Source organism: Tatumella sp. JGM130 (assembly GCF_018257525.1).
GTDB classification, from domain to species: domain Bacteria; phylum Pseudomonadota; class Gammaproteobacteria; order Enterobacterales; family Enterobacteriaceae; genus Tatumella; species Tatumella punctata.
In genome coordinates this window covers 1-25084 of record NZ_JAERJS010000021.1, presented here as the reverse complement: position 1 = coordinate 25084, position 25084 = coordinate 1, and the positions used below count along the sequence as shown (strand labels likewise).

Below are 25084 nucleotides of genomic sequence, written 5' to 3'. Positions count from 1 at the left end.
AATCAAAAACGAACTAACGCCGAACCCCAGGTGAAACCACCACCAAAAGCTTCCAGCAGCACTAAGTGTCCTGGCTGAATACGGCCATCACGTACTGCTTCATCCAGGGCTGTCGGTACTGATGCCGCTGAGGTATTTCCGTGACGATCCAGCGTAACAACCACTTTATCCATACCCATCCCCAGCTTTCTGGCGGTGGCATTGATGATCCGTAAATTCGCCTGATGTGGCACCAGCCAGTCAAGTTCCTGACGGTCAATATTATTCGCCGTCAGCGTTTCATCAACAATATGGGCCAGTTCAGTCACTGCCACTTTAAAAACTTCGTTACCGGCCATGGTGAGATAAGCTGCACTTTCCTGATGAGCACGATCCTGGTAAGGCAGGCTCAGCAACTGTCCATAACTTCCGTCGGCATGCAGATGGGTGGAAATAATCCCCGGTTGCTCGCTTTGTCCGATAACCACTGCCCCCGCGCCGTCACCGAATAAAATCAGTGTGCCGCGGTCTTCCGGATCAAGGGTGCGAGACAAGGTATCAGACCCGATCACCAGCGCATGTCTGACCGCTCCACTTTTAACATATTGATCAGCAACGCTCAGTGCGTAGGTAAACCCCGCACAAGCCGCAGCCAGATCAAATGCAGCACAGTCTTTAATACCCAGCTGTTGCTGGATCATACAGGCTGAGCTTGGGAACGCATGTGAGGAAGACGTCGTTGCGACAATAATCAGACCGATGTCTGTCGCCGCAATACCTGCCATCTCCAGTGCATTTTTCGCCGCAGTGAATCCCATGGTGGCAACTGTTTCATCCGCTGCCGCAATACGACGCTGATGAATGCCTGTCCGAGTGACAATCCACTCGTCGGAGGTGTCTACCATTTTTTCCAGATCGGCATTACTGCGGATCTGTTCAGGCAGATAGCTGCCGGTACCAATTATTTTGCTAAACATCTAGGCTATGTCACTCCTGGCTAGTACTGTATCAAGCCGAACCGAAATTTTTTCAGGGATATTACGGACTACCGCCTGAATCGCGTGTTCGATGGCAACTGCGAAGGCTCGCTCACTTGCGGCACCATGACTCTTAATGACAATTCCCGGCAATCCCAGCAGGGATGCACCGTTATACTGATCGGGGTCGATTTCGCCAAAACGCTTCATCAGACGTCCTTTCATACTGCGAACAACCAGGTGACGCCACCATGATCGCTTCATTGTCTTTTCCGGCCCTGTCATCAGGTTCAGAAATGTGTTTATAACGCCTTCCATGGTTTTTAATGAGACATTTCCTGCGAAGCCATCACAGACTAATACATCTGTCTTACCGGTCAGTAAGTCACTGCCTTCAAGGAACCCCGTGTAATTTATCTGTTCAGTGGATTGCAATATTTTTGCAGCATCACGAACATGTTCCGGGCCTTTACAGGCTTCCTGACCAATGTTGAGTAAAGCAACACGGGGGGCGGATATTCCCAGCACTTCTTCCGCCATCACCGCACCCATTAACGCAAACTGCACTAACATTGTAGTGTCAGCGCTGGCATTTGCACCTAAATCAAGTAACAAAGTATGCCCGCGATGAATATGGGGTACCGCTGAAACCAGTGCCGGACGTTTAATACCGTCCAGCGGTCGTAACAATAATGTCGCCAGCCCCATCAGCACACCGGTATTACCGGCGCTCACACAGGCCGATGCGCGGCCTTCTTTTAACAGTTCGAGGGCAATCCGCATCGAAGAACCCTGGCTATGACGAATCGCCCCGGAAGGCACTGCATCACTGGCAATAACTGACTCAGCAGGAATAATGGTTACCCGCTTATATAATGAGGAGTCCGCTCTGGCTAGTAATGGCTGAATTTCGTCGGGATAGCCGACTAAAAGAAGTTCAAGTTGCGAATGTGAGGCCAGTGCCTGCAATGCAGCAGGCACCGTCACGGAGGGACCGAAATCCCCGCCCATAGCATCAACTGCCAGGGTCAAACGTGTCAAAGTAACGCCTTGCGTCGCAGCAAGAAATTACTTAGTAATGACCTTACGACCACGGTAGTAACCGTCGGCAGTCATGTGGTGACGCAGATGAGTTTCACCAGAAACTTTATCTACTGACAGGGTGGTCGTGGTCAGCGCATCGTGAGAACGGCGCATACCACGCTTAGAACGGGTGGGTTTATTCTGTTGTACGGCCATGGACCTTACTCCTATTACTTACGCTTTAAACTGGCTAATACGGCAAACGGGTTTGGTTTCTCGGCCTCTGCAGGCAGTTCACCAAACACCATATCCGCGTCGGACACTTCACAGTGTTCAGAATCATGCACCGGAACGACAGGTAACGCGAGGATAATTTCATCCTCAATTACTGCAAGCAAATCAACTTCGCCATACTCATCGACTTCAACTGGCTCGTAACCTTCCGGTAGCGCCTCCGCCTGCTCGTCATTACGCACAGGACTGAAGATATAGCTTACGTGTACAGCATGCGGGAAAGGCTGATTGCAACGCTGACAGCGCAGGGTGACCTGAACACTGGCCGTCCCCTTCAGCACCGCAAGGCGCTGACTGTCAATTGCAAACGACATTTCACATTCTACATCACTGTCCACACTCACAACTGAGGCCGCAATCCGTTCTGTAAGCTCAGGAGTATACACACCATGATAATCAAGGCGTTTCTGGGCAGAACGAAGCAGATCCAGTGTCAGGGGTAATTTTACCTTTTGCATAGGGCGCGCATATTAACTTTGTAATCTCAGAGAGTCAAAGAAAAAGGCCGGATTACGGCATCTTTCACCCAATATTCGCATCTGTAGCGGAGGATAGTTTAAAATGACTGCGTTCAATTCGCTATAGATTATGAAAAAAATATGAAACAACATTTACTGCTTGCATCATCTTCTCCGTTTCGCCAGTCACTGCTTGCCAGACTGAAGCTGCCCTTCGATGCGGTTGCCCCGGAAATTGATGAATCGGCCCTGCCCGCCGAAACCGCGGCGCAACTGGTGGTCAGACTGGCAAAACAGAAAGCACTGGCACTGGCCGGACAGTACCCGCACAGCTTAATTATCGGTTCGGATCAGGTATGTGTACTGAACAACTGCTTAACAGGTAAGCCTCATACGATGGCGCGCGCGCGACAGCAGTTACGTGCGGCCAGTGGCAACCGGGTGGTGTTTTATACCGGTCTGGCGCTGTACTGTGCCCGCCGTCAGAAATTCTGGTCCTGCTGCGAAACGTTCGACGTCAGCTTTCGTCACTTATCGGACCAGGAAATCAACGCATACCTGGAAAAAGAGCAGCCTCTCAATTGCGCCGGCAGCTTTAAATCTGAGGGGCTGGGCATTACGCTGTTTGAATCATTGCAGGGACGTGACCCGAATACACTGGTTGGCCTGCCGTTAATTGCTCTGTGTGATTTCCTGCGGGAAGCCGGCGCTGACCCGCTGACCGACGACTGAATCACCGGCCAGGCGCGGATAAAGGGGGAGTCGCTGCGGCACTCCCCCCCGGCGCTGTTTCTGTCAGCCGCCAGGATCAGCTTTTTTGCTGACGAAGACGGGTCAGGCAACGACGCAGTTTCTCATCCATCGGTGCCTCCAGACGCAGCGTTTCTCCGGTACCGGGATGGGTAAAGGTGATCGCCGCAGCATGCAGAAATAACCGGTCCAGTCCGCTGCCGGTCAGTTGCTGATCAAACGCCCTGTCACCATAACGGTCATCAAAAGCAATCGGATGGTCGGCATGCAGGGTGTGCACACGTATCTGATGGGTGCGGCCCGTGACAGGACTGGCTTTGACCAGGCTGGCAAAGGCATAGCGTTCTTCAACTTTGAAGCGGGTTTCTGATGGCTTACCCTCGGCACTGACCCGCACTACCCGCTCACCGCTTTGTAAAATATTTTTCAGTAATGGTGCTTTGACTGATTTAACGTGCGATGGCCACTGGCCCCGGACCAGAGCCAGATAGTCTTTCTGCATCCCTTTTTCACGTAACTGTTCATGCAGTGAGCGCAGAGCAGACCGCTTTTTGGCAACCAGCAAGACTCCCGAAGTGTCCCTGTCCAGACGGTGTACCAGTTCGAGAAAGCGGGCTTCAGGTCGTAATGCTCTCAGCCCCTCAATAACACCAAAGCTCAGGCCGCTGCCACCATGCACCGCGGTACCGGAAGGCTTGTTAAGCACCAGGATGGCATCATCTTCATAGATAACCGCCCGTTCCAGTTCAGCCACTTTGTCCAGTTTCGGTGAAACTTCTGCCGCTTCACGTTCAGAAACACGCACCGGCGGGACACGGATTTCATCGCCGTCCAGCAGTTTATATTCGGGTTTAATGCGTTTCTTATTTACCCGCACCTCGCCCTTACGCAAAATACGGTAAATCATGCTCTTCGGCACACCTTTCAGGAAGGTGCGCAAAAAGTTATCAATACGTTGTCCGGCGTTTTCCGCCGTGATGGCGACAAACTGTACGCCGGGATTCTCATTTTTCATGGCGCTGATTGTAATAGAGAGTTATCACCCGGTGCCACCTATTTGTCATTTCCCCTGCCTCTTACTGGTGGCGAAGCCAGCAAAGCGCAGTCTTTTTAAACAATCTCTGGTGGTGGTCATCCGGAAGATCAAATAAATAACAAATAAAGTGATCGTAGCAGTGAAAGTCACCTTGCTATATTAAGGCGAGCAATGGAATAATGCTCGGGTATCTTTGCCGGGAACGCCCGGGACAAGATCGTGTAACAAGAATTTTTGCCGGATTAAACAGACACGCAGCAATGGCATAAGACGTAATGTTATATCAGGCACATAGCGGGCTGCGGGTTGTAGCCTGGACGTAGTGGGGTGTTCATATCACTGCCTTTATAGTGGGTTTCTCCTCATCTGGTCGCGGTTTCGTTTTGAAATCTCACCTCCGACATTTTTTGCGCTCCTTTAGCGATCGACAGCCGTGAGGCTGACGTGATTGCAATAAGCCACGGAGCCATCGGTTAATCGTCGTCCAGGGCAATGATGCCCGCAGCTGAGTCACTTATGAAAAAATGACGAGTACCTATAAATGAAAAGAATGTTAATTAACGCAACTCAGCAGGAAGAGTTGCGCGTCGCCCTTGTAGATGGACAGCGTCTGTATGATTTGGATATTGAAAGTCCCGGTCATGAACAGAAAAAAGCAAATATTTATAAAGGTAAAATCACCCGTATTGAACCAAGCCTCGAAGCTGCTTTTGTTGATTACGGTGCCGAAAGACACGGTTTCCTCCCTCTGAAAGAAATCTCCCGCGAATACTTCCCTGCTAATTATTCCATGCATGGCCGCCCTAATATCAAAGAGGTATTACGTGAAGGTCAGGAAGTTATCGTACAGATAGATAAAGAAGAGCGCGGAAATAAAGGTGCAGCACTGACCACGTTTATCAGCCTGGCCGGCAGCTATCTGGTATTAATGCCAAACAACCCTCGGGCAGGCGGTATTTCACGCCGCATCGAAGGGGATGACCGCACAGAGCTGAAAGAAGCACTCTCTTCCCTGCAGTTACCGGAAGGTATGGGGCTGATTGTCCGTACCGCCGGGGTAGGTAAATCTGCCGAAGCTTTACAATGGGATCTTAGCTTTCGCCTGAAACACTGGGAAGCTATCCGCAAAGCGGCTGAAAACCGCCCTGCCCCTTTCCTGATCCATCAGGAAAGTAATGTGATTGTCCGCGCTTTCCGCGATTACCTGCGTCAGGACATTGGCGAAATTCTGATTGATAACCCGAAAGTTCTGGAACTGGCCCGCCAGCATATTGCTGCCCTGGGACGCCCTGACTTTACCAGTAAGATTAAACTGTACACCGGTGAAATCCCGCTGTTCAGCCATTATCAGATTGAGTCACAGATTGAGTCTGCCTTCCAGCGTGAAGTGCGTTTGCCATCCGGCGGCTCGATTGTTATTGACAGCACCGAAGCCCTGACAGCCATTGATATTAACTCCGCACGGGCCACCCGTGGCGGTGATATCGAAGAAACAGCCTTTAATACCAACCTGGAAGCGGCCGATGAGATAGCCCGCCAGTTACGTCTGCGTGACCTCGGTGGCCTGATTGTTATCGACTTTATCGATATGACTCCGGTACGTCACCAGCGTGCGGTGGAAAACCGTCTGCGTGAAGCCGTCCGTCAGGACCGTGCGCGGATACAAATCAGCCATATTTCACGGTTTGGCCTGTTGGAAATGTCCCGTCAGCGCCTCAGCCCTTCCCTTGGCGAGTCAAGCCATCATGTCTGCCCGCGTTGCAGCGGCACAGGCACAATCCGTGATAATGAATCACTGTCGCTATCGATTCTGCGTCTGATTGAAGAAGAAGCGCTGAAAGAAAATACCAAAGAAGTACATGCCATTGTTCCGGTGCAGATTGCCTCGTACCTTCTGAACGAGAAACGTGAAGCCGTCAACGCCATCGAAACACGCCAGGGCGGCGTGCGTGCCATCATCGTTCCTGATGATCGTATGGAGACACCACACTACTCGGTATTACGTGTGCGCAAAGGCGAAGAAACCAAGACACTCAGCTATCATCTGCCGAAGATGCATGAGATTGAAATGGCGACGATTTCTGACGAAGAACCGGCAGAACGCCGCCGTCCGGAACAGCCGGCACTGGCAGCATTTGCGATTGCTGAAGCACCGCCAGCGACCAGTGAAGCCACTGCCACTGCAGTTTCTGTCACTCCGGCGGACGCGACAGCCCCGGCCGCCAAAGGCAACTGCTTCTTTAGCCGTTTAGTCAGCGGTATTAAGAATCTGTTCGGCAGCAACAGCCAGCAGGCTGTTACTGAGACCGCAGAAAAGACCGAAGCACCAGCCCGTTCACGGGAAAACGGGACGGCGGGTAACCGTAATGAACGTTCCAATAACCGCCGGAATAATCGTAACGAGCGTAATAACCGCAACGAGCGTAATGACCGTAACGAGCGTAATGACCGTAACGAGCGTAATACCGAAAATGGTAATGCACAGGAAAATCGTCGCAATAATCGCCGTAATTCTGCCGGTGCGGAAAACCGTGAAGAGACCCGGGCAACACGTCAGCATACGCCTCTGACCGAGGAAGCTCGTCAGCAACGTGAACAGCAACGCCGCGAACAACGGGCTGAGCGTCAGCGTCGCCGTCAGGAGGAGCGTCGTCAGCAACAGGAAGAAACTGTTGCTGAACAACCTGTCGCGCTACAGGAAGCACCAGCCAGTAGTGTTGCAGCAGAAGAAGAACAGACCCGCACCAGTGTGCGCCGTAAACAGCGGACTCTGACACAAAAAATCCGCTATGGTGAAGAGGCTGTGGCTGAGCAGATCACTGCTGAACCTGCGATTACAGAAGCTCCGGTGGCCCGTGATGAAGCGGTGGTCAGTGAAACAACCCGTGAAGAATATCAGGATAACCGTGACAGTAACGGTAATATCCCGCGCCGTTCACGCCGTTCACCTCGCCACCTGCGGGTTAGTGGACAGCGTCGTCGTCGTTATCGTGACGAACGTTATCCGCAGCAGTCCTCGATGCCTCTGGAAACCGCAGCTGCTTCGCCGGAGATGGCTTCCGGTAAAGTATGGGTCCGTTACCCTGCGCCGGTCACCCGTGCGGAAGACGGATATCAGCAACCTGAGTTCCACGAACAGCAGCCACAGACTGTAGCTGAACCAGCTGAGCACCGGGAAGTTACCCCGGTTGCGGAAGTCCCGTCTCAGCCGGAAAATACACTGCTGGCCGAAAACGCTCTGAGTACCCATGTTCAGCAGGCTATCGCCGGGTCGGTAGCGACAGACACCCCGGTTGTCGCAGAGCCACAAACTACCGTGGCTGACACCACCGAAGCGGTTGCAGAAGCAGTAGCTGACACCACCGACACGGTTGCAGAAGCACAGCCAGCCGAACCGGTCAACGCTGCAGAAGAGACTGCGGGCAGTGAAGCTGTTGCACCGGCTGAAATCATCGCCGAAGCGCCGGTTGCTGCGGTCGCGGAAACTGAGGCTGCAACAGACACTCTGTCTGACACGGAATCAGTACCCCCGGCTAAAGACAGTGCAGAGAACGTGACTACCGCTTCCGCGTACCAGCGCTTCCATGCAACCGCGCCCATGACCCGGGCACCGGCACCGGAGTGGGTTTCTGAGCCTGTGAGACACAGTGACTGGGTACGTAATGTTTACGTCTTTGCAGGTAAAGGTGCGGCCGGAGGACACACAGCCACTCACCAGGCCACCGCACCGGTGACTAAAACCTCAGAACTGTGAGCTGACATTTGCTTCCGGGCAATAAATTGCCCGGAGAAATAGTCCGCAATACCAGACTCCATAAAAAAACCTGACCGTTTCTGGTCAGGTTTTTTTATACCCGCACGACGCTGATTAACTGTTCATCCGGAACAGAGAAAGCTGCGACATTTCACTGAACACTTTATAACTGGCCTGTAGTGCCGTTTCCTGCATCACATAATCAGAAATCGAACGGGTAATATCAGCATCAGTTAACTGGCTCATCTGGTCACTCAGTATTACCTGCCGGTCCTGTCCCTGGTTATTGAGGGTATCCAGTTCTGCCAGTTCTGTGCCGGTTTCTGAACGTACCTTCAGGACATTATTCAGAGCATTATTTAACCCGCGATTGGCTTTTTCCATACTGTCAGAGAACTGCTGCATGGTGCTGTCATCCGCCCCTTTTTGCGGGACTTTCAGTGCACTGATCGCTGAATCCAGCATAGCGAACACACTGGTTTCACTGGCCGAACCGTCTGGTTCCGGTGTCGCATTATCTGTCAGAGACATAAATACACTGTCCCCCGTATGGGCGATTGTCATTGTGCGCTGACCACTGACCTGCTGGCTGATTGCCTGTTCTCCCCCCTGATACAGCACCCCGTTACTGCCACTGATAAACGGAGGCTGCCCGGTTTTATATCCGGCAAAAATATAACGCCCGTTACTGTCCTGGCTGTTCGCCAGATTCACCAGTTGGTCACGAATCCCCTGTAACTGGGTGGCAATTGATGCGCGGTCATCATCATTCAGGGTGCCGGTTGACCCGTACACCACCTGAGTCAGAGCCGACTGAATGCTGCTGCTGACACTGCCGAGGATATTATCTTCATACGTCAGAGACTGGCTGGCAAATGACTGGGCCAGACCGTACTGGGCATCTTTATTCTGTGTCTGGGACAGATTAACAGCCTGTGCTGCTGCAATCGGATCGTCAGACGGTCTTGTGACCCGTTTTCCGCTGGATACCCGCATTCCGCTGGCCAGCCAGCGGTTCTGAGCATTACTGATCCCATTAATTTGTTGAGAAAAAATTAAACCGGTACTCAGCCTCATATTCTGTCTCCCCCGCCGCTGAATTCGCTATCAGTTAGTAATACTCATTAATGAATTAAATAAGGTATCGGCCGTTTGCAGTACTTTGGTATTAGCAATGTAGTATTGCTGGTACTGGGTCAGCATGGCGTATTCTTCATCAAGATTGACCCCGGAAACCGACTGCTGTCGCTGAGTCAGTTGATCAACCACCAGCTGCCGGGTTGTACAGCTGCTCTGCAGGCTGCCGGTTTTATTGCCCACATAGCTGACCATCGATGCGTACGCCCGGGTCAGCGTTTCTCTGCCTCCGACCATTTGTTCATCCTGCAGTGCCAGCATGGCACTGGCATTCCGGTTATCACTGGCCCCTCCGGGCTCTGAGGCTGCCGCTATCTGCGAACCGTCATCAATAGCCACCGCAAAGTCATGGGTCGCTTCACTGACCGGTTTGAGCAAAAAACTGTCTTTTTCTGCCGGAGAGCCGCTGACCGCAACATCTAGCCCGTCGAATGACAGATGCTGCGTCCCGTTGTCAGTGCTGACTTTCGGCGTTATGACCTGGTTGTCCGACAACCGGGTGACGGTCCATTGTCCCCGCGAATAAGCGACACGATAATCGGAGGCCTGCAGCGCAGTAGTGTCCGAATAGCTGGCGCTGAGTGTCGCCTGTGACGTATTTTTACTGTTACTGAATACCACCGGTGAACCGACGGAAAAAAAGTCACCGCCTTCATTACCTTCACTATCGAATCCCTGATGCTGTACCTGATTCATTCGGCTGGCAAAGGTGACACTGATCTGTCCTAACCGGTTCTTAACTGTTTCCAGGTCTTCACTGCGAAATTTCAGCAGCCCGGCCAGCGACCCGCCGGTAAAAAGTTTATCCGGCAGTTCAACATCTCCCGCCATTTTATCCGTATATCCCGGCACCCGCAGTGTAGGATCGGCGGCCGAAGCTATGGCTTTCATCTCCGTGGACTGATCACCATTCACCAGACTCAGTCCGTTCGGCAGCGAGACCACCATATTGCCGTCCTGGATTGATACATTTACCGCAGTGATATTATTCAGATCACTGACCAGTTGATCGCGCTGATCAAGTAAATTATTCGGTGCTTCTCCGCTGGCAGAAAGGCGGCCAATTTGTTTATTCAGTGCCGCAATCTGGCGGGCATCATTGTTAATGGCACTGATCGAATCACTGATCTGGTTATTGGTCGCCGATTGCAGATTATCCAGATATTGTTGCAGGGTTCTCAGTTGTCCGGCCAGTGACTGTGCACCGCTGAACATTGCCTGGCGTGCCGCAGGATCTTCGGCACTGTCGATAACATTCTGGACGTTTTTAAAAAAAGCCTGAAATGAGTCAGACAGATCGTTACCATCCATCGTCATTAAATTATCGATCCCGGAGATCTGAGTAAACTGGCTGTTAGCCGCACTGTTTTGCGCACTGGCCTGACGTAACTGCCGGCTGACCAGCTCATCATATTGTCGTTGCACACCATCCACCCTGACACCATTCCCATACCAGCCATTACCACTCAGCGTACTGTTTGCCTGCGCCAGTAACACCTGTTGCCGGTTATAGCCGGGTACCGTGTAGTTACTGATATTGACACTGGTTATATTGAGCGCAGACTGAGCAGCACTCAGTCCGCTCATGGCTGAATTAATCAGAGCTGACATATTTCTCTCCGCAAGCTGGTTTCGTCTCAGGCCGTTAACCGGCCTTATCTGTGAGTATCTGTCTGAGTTATCGGTTATCCGGCGGGGAACTTGACGATGATTTAAAATAAATGACTCAGATCGTGAGCGGCTGTTTTATCAGCAATCTCTTTCAACTGACGGATTACGGTAATCAGTTTCGCGGCATAAGCCGGGTCTGTGGCATAACCCGCTGTCTGTAAAGCCTGTGCGCCTGATTCTGCCGAAGGCGCGGCCGTGACCTGGCGATAACGCGGGTTTTCCGTCAGTAACCGTGCATAGTCTTCCAGGGCTTCCCGGTAAGAGTGATATACCCTGAAGTTATCAGTGCGCCTTTCGGCACGTCCCTGCTGGTATTCGGTGGTCACCACCGGCGTCGTTTCACCGCCCCAGTCAGCCCCCGCTTTAATACCGAACAGATTAAAACTCGGCAGCCCGTTACTGCGCAGTATCTCTCGCCGTCCCCAGCCGGTTTCCAGAGCCGCCTGGGCAAGAATCAGATGATGTGGTATACCGCTGCGCAGGCTCACCTGACTGGCAGGCTGTGATAAGCGTTGTAAAAACGCCCCCATCGATGCCGAAGGTGCAGGCAATACGGCAAGTGCCTGACCTGCCTGCTGCCGGAGTGCCGTCCCCCGGAGCAGCGCAGCCACCCGTTCGCTCCCCAGAGGCATAGGGACTGTTCCCGCCCGCTGATCCACCGCAGGTGCTGGCTGTATTTGTTGTGCGATAAGTTCAGCCATGCCCAGACCACGGTTTCCCGCCATTTGGGCGATTTGCTGATCGTATAAAGACGTAAATAACCGGCTCTGTTCACTGCCAAATAACGGATCTTTTGGTAAAGCCTCACGCATGCTTTTCAGCATCAGTTGCATAAACAGACTTTCCACCTGGCGGGCAACCGCCATCGCCTGCTGGCGGGGGTGGGCGGCGGCGGCACGTTTTAGCTTATCCAGCGCATTGCTGTCATAGGCCAGTTCGTTCAGAGGATCCCTGACCCGCATCAGATAATCTCCAGCCGTGCCCGTAAACAACCGGCAGACTGCATCGCCTGCAGTATCGACATCAGTTCGGTGGGCCTCGCCCCGAGGGTGTTCAGTGCGTGGATCACACTGTTCAGGCTGGCACTGGCCTGTACATGCTGTAGTGCCCCCCCCTGTTGCCGCATATCAATCTGTGTCTGGTTAGTAACCACCGTTTGTCCGCCAGTCAGTGGCGTATTTGGCTGACTGACCTGTTGCTGTTGATTAATAGTGACCGACAAACTCCCCTGAGCCACTGCACAGGTACTCAGTTCAACTTCACGGTTCATCACTACCGAACCGGTACGCGAATTAATAATTACCCGCGCATCTTCGACAGGCACGGTCACATCCAGATTCTGGATCGCCGCCAGCAGCTGTACCTGTGATGTCTGGGACGGGGAAACTTTTATCCGGACCGAGCTGCTGTCCTGAGGTGCGGCGGCCGGGTAACCCGTAAAGCGGTTAATCGCATCGGCAATACGCTGAGCGGTGGTAAAGTCCTGCTGATTAAGCTGCAATACCAGCTGATTGCGGGTACCAAAATCATCCGGTAACTCACGTTCGACAATCCCCCCGCCACTGATGCGCCCGCCGTTCAGCTGATTGACCTGTACACTGCTGCCCCCGGCCTGGGCCCCCGCGCCGCCGACCAGAATATTCCCCTGGGCCAGGGCATACACCTGATTGTCAGCGCCTTTCAGCGGGGTCAGTAATAAGGTTCCGCCCCGCAGGCTTTTGGCATTCCCCATTGACGAAACCACCACATCAATGGTTTTCCCCTGGCGGGCAAAAGGCGGCAGGGTCGCGGTCACCATTACCGCCGCGACATTTTTTAGCTGAATATTGGTTCCGCCGGGCACAGTGATCCCCAGCTGTGACAACATATTGCTCATGGTCTGGGTGGTAAACGGCGTCTGCGTGGTCTGGTCCCCTGTGCCATCCAGTCCGACGGCCAGCCCGTAACCAATCAGCTGGTTCGCCCGCACACCCTGCACTGAGGTCAGGTCACGTATCCTTTCCGCACTGGCGGGCAGGCAAAGCGCGACCAGAATTAACCCGCCGCTGATCCAGCGAAATATGACTGACATTTGTCTTGCCTCTTACATAGGGGAAATATTCAGAAAGAACCGTTGTAACCAGCCCATTTGCTGTGTTTCGTTGATATAACCGTTTCCGACATACTCAATACGGGCATCAGCCACCGAGGTGGAGATAACGGAGTTACTGGCATTGATTGTGCGGGGATTAACCACTCCGGAGAAACGGATAAATTCGGTCCCCTGATTAATCGCAATTTGTTTTTCACCCACCACTTTAAGGTTGCCATTGGTCAGCACCTTATCCACCGTCACAGTGATGGTGCCCGTAAAGGTGTTATTCGCGCTGGCTCCGCCTTTACCGTTAAAATCATTGCCACCGCTGCCATCAAAGCTGGTTTTATCGCCGCCCAGTAATCCGTTAAGAAAACGCGGAGTGGTCGCCAGACCAAAGTTACTGCTCGCTTTACGGCTGGCATTGCTGGACGAACTTTTGCTGGCACTGACGTTTTCCTGCAACACAATGGTCAGGGTATCGCCAATATTGCGTGGCCGCCGGTCTTCAAATAATGGCTGGTAGCCGTAGCTGAGGGGAGCAACCCCCTGAAAAATTGAACCATCGGCCAGCGGACTCCCCGTATCCGGTGGTTCAGCACTGGTACTCCCTTTCACCAGCGGGGTCTGAGGGATCAGCGCACAGCCAGCCATTAGCAGCAACAGCGCGGCCAGCCCCGCGGGGTACAGAACAGACTTCACTACCATGTCACTACCTTTTCAGACGCAATTCTGACCGGAACGATCCGCCGGTCTGCCGGATACATTTACAGCTGAGTCAGACGCTGTAACATCTGGTCAGAAGTACTGATAGCTTTACTGTTAATTTCGTAGGCTCGCTGTGTCTGGATCATCGATACCAGTTCTTCAGCGACATTGACGTTTGAGGTTTCCACATAGCCCTGATACAACAACCCCGCCCCGTTCTGCCCGGGGGTACTTTCTGTGGGAGCGCCTGATGCCTGGGTTTCCTGATACAGGTTTTCGCCTTTACTCTCCAGACCGGCATCATTTACAAAGGTATTCAGCGTCAGCTGCCCCACCTGTGTCGCCTGCGTCTGGCCCGGCTGGGTAACACTCACCACTCCGTCACGGGAGATAGTAATACTCAGGGCATTGGCCGGGATCGTAATCCCCGGCTGCACCTGGAAACCGGCATTGTTGACCAGTTGTCCGTTCTGATCGACCTGAAAGGAACCATCACGGGTATAAGCCGAACTCCCGTCGGGCAGCAGTACCTGAAAATAGCCTTGCCCGTTGATCGCAATATCCTTGGCATTATCCGTTTTGGACAAGTTTCCCTGTGAATGCAGACGCTCGGTGGTTACCGGCCGGACCCCGGTACCGATTTGCAGGCCTGAGGGTAAAGTATCCTGTTCAGAAGACTGGGTTCCCGGCTGACGTAACGTTTGATAGAGAAGATCCTCAAAAACAGCACGGGAGCGTTTGAAGCCGTTAGTACTGACATTGGCCAGGTTATTGGAAATAACATCCATATTGGTCTGCTGTGCATCCAGCCCGGTTTTTGCAATCCATAAAGAACGTATCATGCTGTCGTTTCCCTTAACTGTTTAATGACAGTAGCTGATTCGCTTTCTGTTCATTCTGATCAACGCTGCTAATCTCTTTCATCTGCATTTCGAACTGCCTTGCCTGACCGATCAGCGACACCATCGCTTCTGCCGGATTCACATTACTGCCTTCCAGTACCCCGGGCATGACCCGCAGATTCGGATCCTCCGCTAATACCGGCCCTGACTGCTGCTGCACCTGTCGCGAAGGCCGGAAAAAACCGTCATCAGAACGTACCAGGGTGGCCGGCCCGCCGGAAACCAGCTTCAGTCTGGCAACCTGAACCGTCGCATTGGGTTGATCACCGGGATTTAAGGCGGTAATAGATCCATCGGCGGCAATCGTCAGTTTTGCATTTTGCGGCAGGGCGATCGGTCCGTCCTCCCCCATCACCGGATGCCCGGCGATAGTGAGCATTCCCTGAGGATCCAGTTGCATATTGCCGTTGCGGGTATAGGCCTCACTGCCATCGGCCATACGGATGGCCAGCCAGGCATCCGGCTCTGTGGCGACATCCAGCGGACGTTCCGTATAATCCAGCTTCCCGGCAGACATATCTGCCCCCGGGGTAGACGCGGTCACCAGGATGCGGGTCGGCAATGACGGCCCGTTCACCGGAACGGCACGAAAAGCACTGAGCTGGGCCCTGAAACCGGGGGTGGAAACATTGGCCAGGTTCGCCGTGGTGACCGCCTGCATGGCCAGTGTCTGGCTGGCCCCGCCCATCGCCGTATAAATGGCATGATCCATAATGCAGTCCTCCGGCTATCGCAGGTTCACCAGGGTGTTCAGGATCTGATCCTGGGTTTTGATCGTCTGAGCGTTAGACTGATAGTTACGTTGCGCAACAATCATATTTACCAGTTCTTTACTCATATCGACGTTTGAGGCTTCAAGGGCTCCGGCGGTCATTGACACGAGGTTACCGGTCCCCGGCACACCAATCATCGGCTGACCGGAAGCACTGGTCTCTGACCAGACATTATCACCGTCCGGCTGCAAGCCTTCCGGATTAGCAAATCCGGACAAGACAATTTGCCCGAGTAACTGTGTTTTCTGGTTAGAATAGGTCCCGGTAATGGTGCCATCATCATTCACCTTATAGCCGGTCAGATCACCGGGGGCGAACCCGTCCTGTACCGGACTGCCGAACGTACTGGCCCCCGTATTCTGTTGCATACTGTTCTGCATATTCAGGGTGATCGACTGGTTAGCCGCCGCCCCGTTACTGCCCTGGATCACCAGGGTTTGCTGAGGGTTGCTGGTCAGCATACCATTTTCATCGAATGACATAGCGAAAGATGCCGATGCCTGACCGGTCGAGGAATCGAGAGGATTCACTGTCCACTGGTTATCCGCGTCTTTAACAAAATAAAGATCCAGCTGATGCTGATTCCCCTGCGAGTCAAAAACTGTGACGGTACTTTTGGCATTAAAACTGTCGACGTTGGTCGGATCGAACGGCGTTACAGTCGGTACAGCATCCGTCGAGTTAAGATTAGCCACCAGTGCTGCTTTACTGGTGGCATTGGCCTGCATCTGGGTATCAGGGATCGACAGCGGACCAGGATTCGCACCGGTCTGGATCACCGCCGGAATACCACTGGCCGGGTACCCGCTGACATTCAGCCCGGCGGTATTGACCAGATTACGATTGGCGTCCAGCGCGAACTGGCCGTTACGCGAATAATAAACATTACCGTTCTGATCCGTAAGGCGAAAAAAACCGTTACCGCTCAGAGCGACATCCAGGGCCCGGCCGGTAGAGGTCGTCGCGCCGTCACCAAAGTCCTGAATGACTTTTGCCACTTTAGTCCCCAGCCCGACCTGTGACGCTGCGAACATATCGGCAAATGCCGTGGCAGACGATTTAAAACCGGATGTCGCAGAATTAGCAATATTATTACCAATAACATCCAGATTTGCCGACGCGGCATTGAGACCGCTGACAGCCTGTGAAAATGACATAATGACTCCTGACTGAGTTAAAGGATCTGCCGTATCTGATCGAGGGTCGCGGTGCCATAGGCCCCCAGATTCAATACCGCTGCATTACCGTTTCCTGCCGGGGTAACCCCGTAAACACGGGCATAATTAAGGCTGGTCACATCCACCGGCGCATTATCGTTACTGGCACTGATGGTGACCTGATACTTCCCTTCTTCTGCCGGACTGCCATCGTCACGATTACCATCCCACTGGAAGGTATGTACTCCGGGATCCATACTGCCAAGGTCCAGAGTGGCGATAGCATTACCACTGCTGTCAGTAATGGTGGCGACTGCATCGCTGACACTGGCTGGCGCATCGACGCCAAACGGTGTGGTTGTGATACTGCCGTCTCCGGAAGAGGTATCTTTACCTGCCAGTACCGCACTGCCTGGCAGCATCACGCCATGACCGATCAGTAACGTATTTTCCATCGACTGGCTGGTGTTGATCTGTCCTGAAATCGCCCCCAGAGTGCTGTTAAGTTGCTCTATACCACTGAGGGTATTGATTTGTGCCAGCTGGGAGGTCAGCTGACTGTTATCCATCGGGTTGGTCGGATCCTGATTTTTCAGCTGGGCAATCAGTAACGTCATAAACTGATTTTGCAGATCAGCCGCGCTGTTACCGTTATCTGTGCTGCTGTTACTGTCACGCAGTAAAGGGGGTCTGCTGCGCATATCTCCGACTGTTGCAGTTATGCTCATAACACTCTCTCCGGTTACTGACCGAGGGTCAGTGTTTTCATCATCAGGCTTTTGACCGTATTCATCACTTCGATATTGGCCTGATAGCTGCGCGATGCAGAAATAGTGTTCACCGTTTCTGCCACCACATCGACGTTCGGCATACGGATATAGCCTTGCTGATCGGCCAGCGGATCACCCGGCGCATACACCAGCCTGAATGGTGAAGGATCATTCATCACCCCGGCCACATGTACCCCGCCGATACCGGACGGGTAGCCGCCATCGGTGCGGAAGATCACCTGTTTGGCACGGTATGGCTGTCCGTCAGGCCCTGTGCGGCTATCCGCATTGGCCAGGTTACTGGCACTGACATTCAGCCGCTGGGACTGGGCACTCAGTGCCGACCCGGAAATATCAAAAATACTGAACAGGCTCATACAATCCGCTTATCCCTGTAATACGCTGATCATTTGTTTAATCCGGCCTGACAGCATCGTCAGATCGGTCTGATATTTGACACTGTTATCCGCAAACTGAACCCGTTCCCGATCCATATCTACCGTGTTGCCGTCAGCCGCTGGCTGATCGGGCACCCGATACAACAGCCGGGAGTCGGCGGGCGGATGGCCCTGTGCAGCAATGTGCCGCCCGGAGGTCAGGGTGAGGGCCAGTGGCTGGTCGCCTTGCTGCCCGCGGGAAACTGCTTTTTTCAGCTGTGCAGAAAAATCGATATCCCGTGCCTGATAACCCGGGGTATCTGCATTAGCAATGTTTGCGGCCAGTATTGTTTGTCGCTGCTGACGCAGGCTGAGCACCTGGCGGGCAAAACCAAGTTCCGTATCCAGTCTGTCGGACATAAGTGTCTCCGGTCAGGAAGGTATGACATGCAGAATACGGGAATGCAGTGGCGGGAAATCGACAGAATAGCCGAAAAAAATGTCACCAGTTTAGCGTTTGAGAATCACCGGGGAGATGTAAAATTAACTGAAATTACAAACAATTAGAAATAATATGTCTAAAAAAATGCTGTTTTTATTACTGCTTATTACCCCACTGTTCAGCCTGGCAAGTCCCCTGCAACAGCAGCTGACGCAGTTTTTCCGGCAACGGGAACCGCAATATGCCGGGCAGATGCAGGCGGTCATTATTACCCCCCGCCAGGGCTGGCCGGTCTGTTCCCGGCCGGTATTCAGTTTACCCGGTAACAGCCGCCGCTGGGGGAAAATGACCGTGGCAGCCCGCTGTGGCCCGCGAAAGAATTTTCTGCAAACTGAATTACAGATTACCGGCAATTATTATGTTGCAGCACAACAAATTCCCCGTGGGGGTCTGGTCACGCAACAACTGTTATCCCGCTGCTACGGAAGGCTGGATACCCTGCCAGCACGGTCGCTGCTGGTACCGTCGCAGACATTACCTGCCATTGCCTTACAAACTCTGCAACCCGGGAAAGTGATTATCCGGACACAGTTACGTCAGCCCTGGCAGGTAACAAGCGGTGATCAGGTACAGGTGAGCCTGTATGGCAACGGATTCAGTGTCGGCACTGCCGGTACAGCACTGAACAACGCAACCGCAGGCAATGAAGTCAGAGTCAGAACGCTGAATGGTCAGATCATTATCGCAACTGTTGATAGTCACGGGCTGTTATCCGTAAAAATCAACTAACACAAAGCAGGCCATAAGGTTTCAGGGGCAAATGCCGATAATCCGGATATCCTGCCTGAGTTGTCAGGCGAACAGAATAATCCAGCAGCGGAGTCACGTTTATGAGCATCGACAAAACACGGGTCAGCGGGCTTATCCCTCAGGCAGAACAACAGCCATCAGCCGGCATACGTCTTCAGGACAAACTGTCACTGTCCGGTACTGCGGCCCCCGCTGCCAGGGTAAACCTGAGCCGGGTACCACAATTACTGCATAACACCAGTCAGGGGGATATCCGTCAGTCAAAGGTTAATGACCTCCGGCAGGCAATTGCCGACGGACATTACCACACTGATAGCCGGATAATTGCTAACGGGATCGCTGACAGCCTGAGGGTGGAGCATGATGACGCAGACTAATCCGCAGCAAGCGTTATTGATAATCGTGCAGAACATGCAGCAGGTTTTATCGTCACTGCAACTGATGATGGAAACAGAGCAACAGGAACTGATGGCAGCACATCCTGACAGTTACCGGCTGCAGAGCCTGACAGAAGATAAGCAGGCAGCCCTGAATACTTTAAGTTATCTCGATTTACGGCTGGCGGAGGCCGGTCAGCAGCACAGTTTACAGGCCCCCTATACGGACTGCGGACCGTTAGCCGACTTGTGGCAGGCGGTTTGCCGGCAACTTTGTGTGCTACAGCAGGCCAACCAGCATACGGGCTTGCTGCTGCAACAACAACTTCGCTGGACACAACAGGCTTTATCCGTCTTGTCTCCCCTGAGTCAGCGGCCCTTTTACGGACCGGATGGCTATGCTGAGTGATATATAAACGCAGATGCCGGCTCTGCCGGAGACAGGGTAACTTCCGATAAAAGTTACCCTGTCAGTGATCACTGCTTTCCTGAGAGTCCGGCCGTGGCCCGCTGATCAGGTCACACTGCGCCGGGCGAAGTCTTTGACACGGAATCCCATTATCGCGAGGCTGCCAAAGTACACCAGCCCGCCGACGGCACAGACTCCGGTCAGCCGCAGGATCCGCCACACCATTTCGCCTTCCCCCCACGATGGCATGTATTGCAGCAGGGTATAGAGGACTGCCCCCATAATAACCACCGATAAAATCAGTCGGGAAAGAAAACCGGCCCAGCCCGGCTGTGGATGAAAAATTTTCTTTTTGCGTAATTGCCAGAATAACAGTCCGGCATTCAGACAGGCCGCCAGCCCGATGGATAAGGATAAACCGGCATGTTTCAGGGGACCAATAAATGCCAGATTCATCACCTGAGTCGATAACAGGGTGAAAATAGCAATTTTTACCGGTGTTTTAATATCCTGCCGGGAATAGAAGCCCGGAGCCAGCACCTTCACCACGATCAGTCCTACCAGCCCGACCGCATAAGCAACCAGCGCATGCTGAGTCATCAGGGCATCAAATGCCGTAAACTTACCATACTGGAACAGAGCTGAAGTCAATGGCCCGGCAAGGATACCTATTGCCACTGAACTGGGGATCGCCAGCAACAGGCACAGGCGCAGCCCCCAGTCCATCAGGTTGGAATATTCCTGGTGATTACCGCTGGCAAAACTGCGGGACAGTGACGGTAACAGAATCGTCCCCAGGGCAACCCCCAGCACTCCCGAAGGAAACTCCATCAGCCGGTCAGCGTAATACATCCAGGACACGGAGCCGGATACCAGAAATGAAGCAAAAATAGTATTGATAATCAGAGAGATCTGGCTGACGGAGACTCCGAGGATCGCCGGCCCCATCTGACGTAATACCCGCCATACCCCGGCATCGTGCAGATTGATGCGCGGTAATACCAGCATACCTATCTTACGTAAATGGGGCAGCTGATAACCCAGTTGCAGTACCCCGCCGACTACAACCGCCCAGGCCAGTGCCATCACATGAGGGTGAAACCAGGGGGCAGCAAACAGCGCAAAGCCGATCATGCTGACATTCAGCAAGGTCGGGGCAAAGGCCGGTACCGAAAAACGGTTCCAGGTATTGAGTACCGCACCAATCAGCGATGCCAGAGAGATCAGTAAGATATATGGAAAGGTTACCCGCAGTAACGCGGTGGTTAACGCAAATTTATCCGCCGTATCAGCAAAACCGGGGGCCGTAATATAAATGACCCACGGGGCTGCCAGCATCCCCAGGATTGTCACTACCGCCAGCACCAGTGTCAGTAAACCCGCGACATACGACACAAAAATACGTGAGGCCTCTTCACCCTGAGTATTTTTATACTCGGCCAGAATAGGCACAAAGGCCTGTGAAAATGCACCTTCGGCAAATATACGGCGCAACAGATTGGGAAGTTTAAACGCCACAAAAAAAGCATCGGTCGCCATCCCGGCACCAAATACCCGCGCCACAATGGCATCGCGGGCAAAACCCAGCACGCGGGAAAACAAGGTCATTGAACTGACCGCAGCCAGTGATTTAAGCAAATTCATAAGTGTTCAGACATCCTGCAATTTCGACATTTATAGCCCGGAACGGTGATCTGCTCCCCGGCCATTGGCACACAGTTTCTGTAGGCGGGCATAGTCTATCGGCGCTGGTAAAAATCACCAGCAGTGTTTGTTACAAGGCGTAATTCAGCAATACTTATCAGCACTGCCATCCTCACGAGTCAGTGCCGTCAGAACATGATCTTCCCAGACACCATTAATCAGCAGATATTGCCGTGCATACCCTTCTTTCTCAAAACCCAGCCGTGCCAGCAGATTTCCGCTGCGCTGATTCCGCGGCATATAATTGGCCATTATCCGGTGGATCTTATGTTGCCGCTGCATATAACGAATGGCCGCCTGTAACGCTTCCTGCATCAGCCCTTGCCCCTGCCATTTTTCCCCCAGCGAATAACCGAGATAGCAGGCATAAAAACAGCCACGTACCACATTACTGAAATTGGCCACGCCCATTACTTCCTGTTCCGAGGGATCCAGCAGAATAAAGTAATAGGCCGCCCCCTGACGCTGCTGCTCTGTCATCACCGATAACCGGGCCTGCCAGCCGGACGCCTGGAAATAGCTTTGATCACGGATAGGTTCCCACGGCATTAAGTAGGCACGGTTACCGGCATAATAGTCTGCCATTCGCCATGCATCGCGATCATTCACCAGCCGGACCACCATCCGGTCAGTCGTCAGACTCACGCGGGAAGATGCTGTACGGTATCCAAACATAAAGACTCCCTGACTAATGAACAGATTGTTCCGTGTCCGGTTTGCTCCGGACGGACTGCTGATTATGTTAATACCAGCGGCTTATTTATCCCATTAAAAACACACTTATTTTCTGCTGACTGTCGCGAAATCGCTGTCGCACACGGGTAATTTTCAGCCACTGTTGCCGGAAGTAACTGGCAGAGAAGGAGACAGGGACACGGGATGACACCCGGCAGTAACTCAGGCAGAATACTCCCCGGCCCGCAAGGATCTTACCGGTAAGTTGAGGAATATATGCGTAAATTGTTTATCTGCCTGTCACTTTTATTCACTGCCCTGCTGCTCACAGGCTGTGACCACCTGACACAATACACCATCAGCGAGCAACAGGTGAACAACGCGCTGAAAAAACACGATAACTATCAGAAAGATATCGGGGTTAACGGGCTGGCCAGCGCGCATATTGTCCTGACTGACTTACAATCAGCTATCGGCAGGGAAGAACCGAATAAAATGACGCTCTCCGGCACTGCCGATATACAGTTACAATCACTGTTTGGTCAGCAGGACGCCCGGGTGAGCCTGAAAATGAAAGCACAGCCGGTCTTTGATCCACAACAGTCAGCTATCTACCTGCAGGATCTGCAAATCACCGACTCACAGGTCAGCCCGGATAAGCTCCGTTCTGTTGTCACTGCCCTGATGCCGGTTCTGAACCAGTCATTGCAGGAGTATTTTAAGAATCATCCGGCCTATGTGCTAAGTGCGGACCGCAGTACTGCCGAAGGGCTGGCAAAAAAACTGGCCAAAGGTCTGGAAGTGAAACCCGGCGAACTGGTGATTTCCCTGACCCGCTAACCGGCGACTGACTGCCAAAAATCAGCGCAAAAAACAAGTGCAATCCGGCCGCGGGGGCTTTATCCTTAGTCCCCGGTAAAAACCCCCGCAAACGTTTACTCTTTTACGCCGGAGCCTGATGCATGACTGTTCACCCAGATAAGATCACTTTACGCCGTCCCGATGACTGGCATATCCATTTACGTGACGATGAAATGCTGAACACCGTCCTGCCATATACCAGCGAGGTGTATGGCCGCGCAATAGTCATGCCAAACCTTGTCCCGCCGGTAACCACCGTCAGCGCAGCCATTGCTTACCGTGACCGTATCATGGCGGCCCGCCCTGCCGGGCATAGTTTTCAGCCACTGATGACCTGCTACCTGACCGACTCGCTGGATCCGGACGAAATCGAAACCGGTTTTCGCAATAAAGTATTCACTGCTGCCAAGCTGTATCCGGCACATGCCACCACCAACTCCAGCCACGGGGTCACCAGTATCGGACATATTGCCTCCGTGCTGGATCGTATGCAGTCGCTGGGGATGCCGCTGTTAATCCACGGCGAAGTGACCGACTCACATGTGGATATTTTCGACCGTGAAGCACGTTTTATTGAACAGGTATTAATCCCGCTGCGCAGCCAGTTCCCGGCCCTGCGGGTGGTGCTGGAACACATTACCACCAAAGATGCGGCTGACTATGTCAGTGCCGGTGATCAACACCTGGCAGCAACGATTACTCCGCAACATCTGATGTTTAACCGTAACCATATGCTGAGTGGCGGCATTCGCCCGCACCTGTACTGTCTGCCGATCCTGAAACGTAATATTCATCAGGAAGCGTTGCGTCAGGTGGTTGCCAGTGGTCATCCGCGCTTTTTCCTCGGCACTGATACGGCACCACACCTGCGCCACCGTAAAGAAAGCAGTTGCGGATGTGCGGGAGTCTTTAATGCCCCGAGTGCACTGTCGGCCTACGCTACCGTATTTGAAGAACTGGATGCACTGCAACATCTCGAAGCTTTCTGCTCCGTCAACGGGCCGCAGTTTTATGGGTTACCGGTCAACGAAGATACAGTGACCCTGCTACGCCAGCCATGGACGGTTCCTGAAACGATAGCTGCCGGAGATGATGTTATTGTTCCCTTCCTCGCCGGCCAGACACTGAACTGGACGGTAGCGCCCTGATCAGCCGTTGCCTTAGCAGAGATATTACTGTATACATATACAGTAATATCTGCCTGCAGCCCCCTTACTGTGGACAGTCAGTCATGTTTCACTGCCACACAAGGTGGCAGTGAAACGGTGGTTAAGCGTTGATACGCCACCGGGTGTCGCCATCCGGTTTTTTTATTCGGCTTTACTGACCCGTAGCCTGTAGTAATCGCCTGCGACCCGGCCCGGAAACAATATGGTGCAGGTCAACCCTGTACTCTTGCCGCGAGAGCCCTGTCAGGGGACACAGCCCGGTTTGAACGGGCTGTTTTTCTGCCATCCCCCGCAATATTTTATTGCGTTTCTGCCAGTTTTCAGGATACATGTTATAATTATATTGCCTTGCAATTTTTTACACAGGCTGGAGCTAAACCTCAATATACACGTCGTTTCACGAGTAATCAGGGGGTTTTATGGATAGAGAGAAAGATGTCATTCAGACCCATTCACTGGTCGGCTGGGATATCAGCACCGTTGATGTCTATGATGCAATGATGATCCGCCTGCATTCATTATCGTCGATGCAACAGAAAGAAGAAGAAGCGGATATAGGACCGACCTACTGGCTGACCACTGATGTGGCGCGGCAGTTTATATCGATTCTGGAAGCCGGTATTGCCAAAATAGAGTCAGCCGAAGACCGGCCCCTCCATCCGTTAAAACATTAGTCTCTGCTCCCTCGTCAGCAGGCACCCGACCGGGTGCCTTTATTTTGGTTCATCGCACCTTAGCGTGAATTAATAGAAAACGGCGGTAAAAGTGGTTAGTTTTGTATTCGCCAAAACACTAAC

26 protein-coding genes are annotated in these 25084 nt (G+C 52.9%); 8 read left to right on the top strand and 18 right to left on the bottom strand.

What is annotated here, in order from left to right:
* Nucleotides 1–2: 2 nt before the first annotated feature.
* The 4 genes from JK211_RS11025 to yceD are packed head-to-tail and all read right to left on the bottom strand — an operon-like array spanning nucleotide 3 to nucleotide 2731.
* A complete protein-coding gene (locus tag JK211_RS11025; protein ID WP_212708729.1) occupies nucleotides 3–956 on the bottom strand; it encodes a beta-ketoacyl-ACP synthase III in 954 nt (317 codons plus the stop codon).
* Entirely contained in the window at nucleotides 957–1997 is a 1041-nt protein-coding gene (gene plsX, locus JK211_RS11020) for a phosphate acyltransferase PlsX (RefSeq protein ID WP_212708728.1), read from the bottom strand. It lies immediately after the preceding gene.
* A 27-nt stretch (nucleotides 1998–2024) separates the two neighbouring features.
* Nucleotides 2025–2195: a 50S ribosomal protein L32 gene (gene rpmF / locus JK211_RS11015; RefSeq protein WP_025901766.1), complete on the bottom strand. Its 171-nt coding sequence runs from the start codon at nucleotides 2193–2195 to the stop codon at nucleotides 2025–2027.
* A gap of 14 nt (nucleotides 2196–2209) precedes the next feature.
* Nucleotides 2210–2731, bottom strand: a complete 522-nt coding sequence (gene yceD, locus JK211_RS11010; RefSeq protein ID WP_212708727.1) for a 23S rRNA accumulation protein YceD — start codon at nucleotides 2729–2731, stop codon at nucleotides 2210–2212.
* A 141-nt stretch (nucleotides 2732–2872) separates the two neighbouring features.
* Here yceD and JK211_RS11005 point away from each other — a divergent pair, with 141 nt between their 5' ends.
* Nucleotides 2873–3463, top strand: coding sequence for a nucleoside triphosphate pyrophosphatase (locus tag JK211_RS11005; RefSeq protein ID WP_212708726.1), 591 nt, complete (start codon nucleotides 2873–2875; stop codon nucleotides 3461–3463).
* Nucleotides 3464–3539: 76 nt separating this feature from the next.
* On the opposite strand, the gene rluC is transcribed toward JK211_RS11005, so the two are convergent.
* On the bottom strand, nucleotides 3540–4496 hold the full coding sequence (gene rluC, locus JK211_RS11000; protein WP_212708725.1) for a 23S rRNA pseudouridine(955/2504/2580) synthase RluC: 957 nt from the start codon (nucleotides 4494–4496) through the stop codon (nucleotides 3540–3542).
* A 562-nt stretch (nucleotides 4497–5058) separates the two neighbouring features.
* On the opposite strand from rluC, the gene rne reads away from it, so the two are divergent.
* On the top strand, nucleotides 5059–8271 hold the full coding sequence (gene rne, locus JK211_RS10995; RefSeq protein WP_212708724.1) for a ribonuclease E: 3213 nt from the start codon (nucleotides 5059–5061) through the stop codon (nucleotides 8269–8271).
* A 114-nt stretch (nucleotides 8272–8385) separates the two neighbouring features.
* Here the strand turns inward: rne and flgL are convergent, their stop codons facing one another.
* The 11 genes from flgL to flgB form a co-directional block, all read right to left on the bottom strand.
* Complete coding sequence (gene flgL / locus JK211_RS10990; RefSeq protein WP_212708723.1) at nucleotides 8386–9348, bottom strand: flagellar hook-associated protein FlgL; 963 nt, start codon at nucleotides 9346–9348, stop codon at nucleotides 8386–8388.
* A gap of 30 nt (nucleotides 9349–9378) precedes the next feature.
* On the bottom strand, nucleotides 9379–11019 hold the full coding sequence (gene flgK, locus JK211_RS10985; protein WP_212708722.1) for a flagellar hook-associated protein FlgK: 1641 nt from the start codon (nucleotides 11017–11019) through the stop codon (nucleotides 9379–9381).
* 101 nt (nucleotides 11020–11120) lie between these two features.
* Nucleotides 11121–12041 (bottom strand): flagellar assembly peptidoglycan hydrolase FlgJ, encoded by a 921-nt coding sequence (gene flgJ, locus JK211_RS10980; RefSeq protein WP_212708721.1) that lies wholly within the window; start codon nucleotides 12039–12041, stop codon nucleotides 11121–11123.
* Nucleotides 12041–13150: a flagellar basal body P-ring protein FlgI gene (locus JK211_RS10975; RefSeq protein WP_249213102.1), complete on the bottom strand. Its 1110-nt coding sequence runs from the start codon at nucleotides 13148–13150 to the stop codon at nucleotides 12041–12043. Before JK211_RS10975 ends, flgJ begins: the two co-directional genes overlap by 1 nt.
* A 12-nt stretch (nucleotides 13151–13162) precedes the next feature.
* Nucleotides 13163–13861, bottom strand: a complete 699-nt coding sequence (locus JK211_RS10970) for a flagellar basal body L-ring protein FlgH (protein ID WP_212708720.1) — start codon at nucleotides 13859–13861, stop codon at nucleotides 13163–13165.
* A gap of 59 nt (nucleotides 13862–13920) precedes the next feature.
* Complete coding sequence (gene flgG, locus JK211_RS10965) at nucleotides 13921–14703, bottom strand: flagellar basal-body rod protein FlgG (RefSeq protein ID WP_212708719.1); 783 nt, start codon at nucleotides 14701–14703, stop codon at nucleotides 13921–13923.
* 13 nt (nucleotides 14704–14716) lie between these two features.
* Nucleotides 14717–15475 (bottom strand): flagellar basal body rod protein FlgF, encoded by a 759-nt coding sequence (locus tag JK211_RS10960; protein ID WP_212708718.1) that lies wholly within the window; start codon nucleotides 15473–15475, stop codon nucleotides 14717–14719.
* 15 nt (nucleotides 15476–15490) lie between these two features.
* Nucleotides 15491–16693 (bottom strand): flagellar hook protein FlgE, encoded by a 1203-nt coding sequence (gene flgE / locus JK211_RS10955; RefSeq protein WP_212708717.1) that lies wholly within the window; start codon nucleotides 16691–16693, stop codon nucleotides 15491–15493.
* Nucleotides 16694–16710: 17 nt separating this feature from the next.
* On the bottom strand, nucleotides 16711–17421 hold the full coding sequence (locus JK211_RS10950) for a flagellar hook assembly protein FlgD (protein ID WP_212708716.1): 711 nt from the start codon (nucleotides 17419–17421) through the stop codon (nucleotides 16711–16713).
* Nucleotides 17422–17435: 14 nt separating this feature from the next.
* Nucleotides 17436–17840 carry a flagellar basal body rod protein FlgC gene (gene flgC / locus JK211_RS10945; protein ID WP_212708715.1) on the bottom strand — a complete coding sequence of 135 codons (405 nt, stop codon included), beginning with the start codon at nucleotides 17838–17840 and terminating at the stop codon, nucleotides 17436–17438.
* Between the two features lie 9 nt (nucleotides 17841–17849).
* A complete protein-coding gene (gene flgB / locus JK211_RS10940) occupies nucleotides 17850–18260 on the bottom strand; it encodes a flagellar basal body rod protein FlgB (RefSeq protein ID WP_212708714.1) in 411 nt (136 codons plus the stop codon).
* 154 nt (nucleotides 18261–18414) lie between these two features.
* On the opposite strand from flgB, the gene flgA reads away from it, so the two are divergent.
* From flgA to JK211_RS10925, 3 genes are all read left to right on the top strand, one after another.
* Complete coding sequence (gene flgA / locus JK211_RS10935; RefSeq protein ID WP_212708713.1) at nucleotides 18415–19071, top strand: flagellar basal body P-ring formation chaperone FlgA; 657 nt, start codon at nucleotides 18415–18417, stop codon at nucleotides 19069–19071.
* 101 nt (nucleotides 19072–19172) lie between these two features.
* Complete coding sequence (locus JK211_RS10930; RefSeq protein ID WP_212708712.1) at nucleotides 19173–19469, top strand: flagellar biosynthesis anti-sigma factor FlgM; 297 nt, start codon at nucleotides 19173–19175, stop codon at nucleotides 19467–19469.
* On the top strand, nucleotides 19453–19878 hold the full coding sequence (locus JK211_RS10925; RefSeq protein WP_212708711.1) for a flagella synthesis protein FlgN: 426 nt from the start codon (nucleotides 19453–19455) through the stop codon (nucleotides 19876–19878). Before JK211_RS10930 ends, JK211_RS10925 begins: the two co-directional genes overlap by 17 nt.
* A gap of 105 nt (nucleotides 19879–19983) precedes the next feature.
* Here JK211_RS10925 and murJ read toward each other — a convergent pair whose 3' ends face one another.
* Entirely contained in the window at nucleotides 19984–21522 is a 1539-nt protein-coding gene (gene murJ, locus JK211_RS10920; protein ID WP_212708710.1) for a murein biosynthesis integral membrane protein MurJ, read from the bottom strand.
* Between the two features lie 144 nt (nucleotides 21523–21666).
* A complete protein-coding gene (gene rimJ / locus JK211_RS10915) occupies nucleotides 21667–22257 on the bottom strand; it encodes a ribosomal protein S5-alanine N-acetyltransferase (RefSeq protein ID WP_212708709.1) in 591 nt (196 codons plus the stop codon).
* Nucleotides 22258–22533: 276 nt separating this feature from the next.
* On the opposite strand from rimJ, the gene JK211_RS10910 reads away from it, so the two are divergent.
* From JK211_RS10910 to bssS, 3 genes are all read left to right on the top strand, one after another.
* Complete coding sequence (locus JK211_RS10910) at nucleotides 22534–23097, top strand: lipoprotein (protein WP_212708708.1); 564 nt, start codon at nucleotides 22534–22536, stop codon at nucleotides 23095–23097.
* Nucleotides 23098–23219: 122 nt separating this feature from the next.
* Complete coding sequence (pyrC, locus tag JK211_RS10905; protein WP_212708707.1) at nucleotides 23220–24266, top strand: dihydroorotase; 1047 nt, start codon at nucleotides 23220–23222, stop codon at nucleotides 24264–24266.
* A gap of 440 nt (nucleotides 24267–24706) precedes the next feature.
* The gene (bssS, locus tag JK211_RS10900; protein ID WP_212708706.1) at nucleotides 24707–24961 is read left to right on the top strand and encodes a biofilm formation regulator BssS; all 255 of its coding nucleotides are present in this window, start codon (nucleotides 24707–24709) and stop codon (nucleotides 24959–24961) included.
* Nucleotides 24962–25084: the final 123 nt, after the last annotated feature.

Excerpts from the sequence above, each read along its gene's own strand:
- JK211_RS11025 (WP_212708729.1), bottom strand. The coding sequence starts at position 956 with ATGTTTAGCAAAATAATTGGTACCGGCAGCTATCTGCCTGAACAGATC.
- rpmF (WP_025901766.1), bottom strand. The coding sequence starts at position 2,195 with ATGGCCGTACAACAGAATAAACCCACCCGTTCTAAGCGTGGTATGCGC.
- yceD (WP_212708727.1), bottom strand. The coding sequence starts at position 2,731 with ATGCAAAAGGTAAAATTACCCCTGACACTGGATCTGCTTCGTTCTGCC.
- JK211_RS11005 (WP_212708726.1), top strand. The coding sequence starts at position 2,873 with ATGAAACAACATTTACTGCTTGCATCATCTTCTCCGTTTCGCCAGTCA.
- rluC (WP_212708725.1), bottom strand. The coding sequence starts at position 4,496 with ATGAAAAATGAGAATCCCGGCGTACAGTTTGTCGCCATCACGGCGGAA.
- rne (WP_212708724.1), top strand. The coding sequence starts at position 5,059 with ATGAAAAGAATGTTAATTAACGCAACTCAGCAGGAAGAGTTGCGCGTC.
- flgL (WP_212708723.1), bottom strand. The coding sequence starts at position 9,348 with ATGAGGCTGAGTACCGGTTTAATTTTTTCTCAACAAATTAATGGGATC.
- flgK (WP_212708722.1), bottom strand. The coding sequence starts at position 11,019 with ATGTCAGCTCTGATTAATTCAGCCATGAGCGGACTGAGTGCTGCTCAG.
- flgJ (WP_212708721.1), bottom strand. The coding sequence starts at position 12,041 with ATGCGGGTCAGGGATCCTCTGAACGAACTGGCCTATGACAGCAATGCG.
- JK211_RS10975 (WP_249213102.1), bottom strand. The coding sequence starts at position 13,150 with ATGTCAGTCATATTTCGCTGGATCAGCGGCGGGTTAATTCTGGTCGCG.
- JK211_RS10970 (WP_212708720.1), bottom strand. The coding sequence starts at position 13,861 with ATGGTAGTGAAGTCTGTTCTGTACCCCGCGGGGCTGGCCGCGCTGTTG.
- flgG (WP_212708719.1), bottom strand. The coding sequence starts at position 14,703 with ATGATACGTTCTTTATGGATTGCAAAAACCGGGCTGGATGCACAGCAG.
- JK211_RS10960 (WP_212708718.1), bottom strand. The coding sequence starts at position 15,475 with ATGGATCATGCCATTTATACGGCGATGGGCGGGGCCAGCCAGACACTG.
- flgE (WP_212708717.1), bottom strand. The coding sequence starts at position 16,693 with ATGTCATTTTCACAGGCTGTCAGCGGTCTCAATGCCGCGTCGGCAAAT.
- JK211_RS10950 (WP_212708716.1), bottom strand. The coding sequence starts at position 17,421 with ATGAGCATAACTGCAACAGTCGGAGATATGCGCAGCAGACCCCCTTTA.
- flgC (WP_212708715.1), bottom strand. The coding sequence starts at position 17,840 with ATGAGCCTGTTCAGTATTTTTGATATTTCCGGGTCGGCACTGAGTGCC.
- flgB (WP_212708714.1), bottom strand. The coding sequence starts at position 18,260 with ATGTCCGACAGACTGGATACGGAACTTGGTTTTGCCCGCCAGGTGCTC.
- flgA (WP_212708713.1), top strand. The coding sequence starts at position 18,415 with ATGTCTAAAAAAATGCTGTTTTTATTACTGCTTATTACCCCACTGTTC.
- JK211_RS10930 (WP_212708712.1), top strand. The coding sequence starts at position 19,173 with ATGAGCATCGACAAAACACGGGTCAGCGGGCTTATCCCTCAGGCAGAA.
- JK211_RS10925 (WP_212708711.1), top strand. The coding sequence starts at position 19,453 with ATGATGACGCAGACTAATCCGCAGCAAGCGTTATTGATAATCGTGCAG.
- murJ (WP_212708710.1), bottom strand. The coding sequence starts at position 21,522 with ATGAATTTGCTTAAATCACTGGCTGCGGTCAGTTCAATGACCTTGTTT.
- rimJ (WP_212708709.1), bottom strand. The coding sequence starts at position 22,257 with ATGTTTGGATACCGTACAGCATCTTCCCGCGTGAGTCTGACGACTGAC.
- JK211_RS10910 (WP_212708708.1), top strand. The coding sequence starts at position 22,534 with ATGCGTAAATTGTTTATCTGCCTGTCACTTTTATTCACTGCCCTGCTG.
- pyrC (WP_212708707.1), top strand. The coding sequence starts at position 23,220 with ATGACTGTTCACCCAGATAAGATCACTTTACGCCGTCCCGATGACTGG.
- bssS (WP_212708706.1), top strand. The coding sequence starts at position 24,707 with ATGGATAGAGAGAAAGATGTCATTCAGACCCATTCACTGGTCGGCTGG.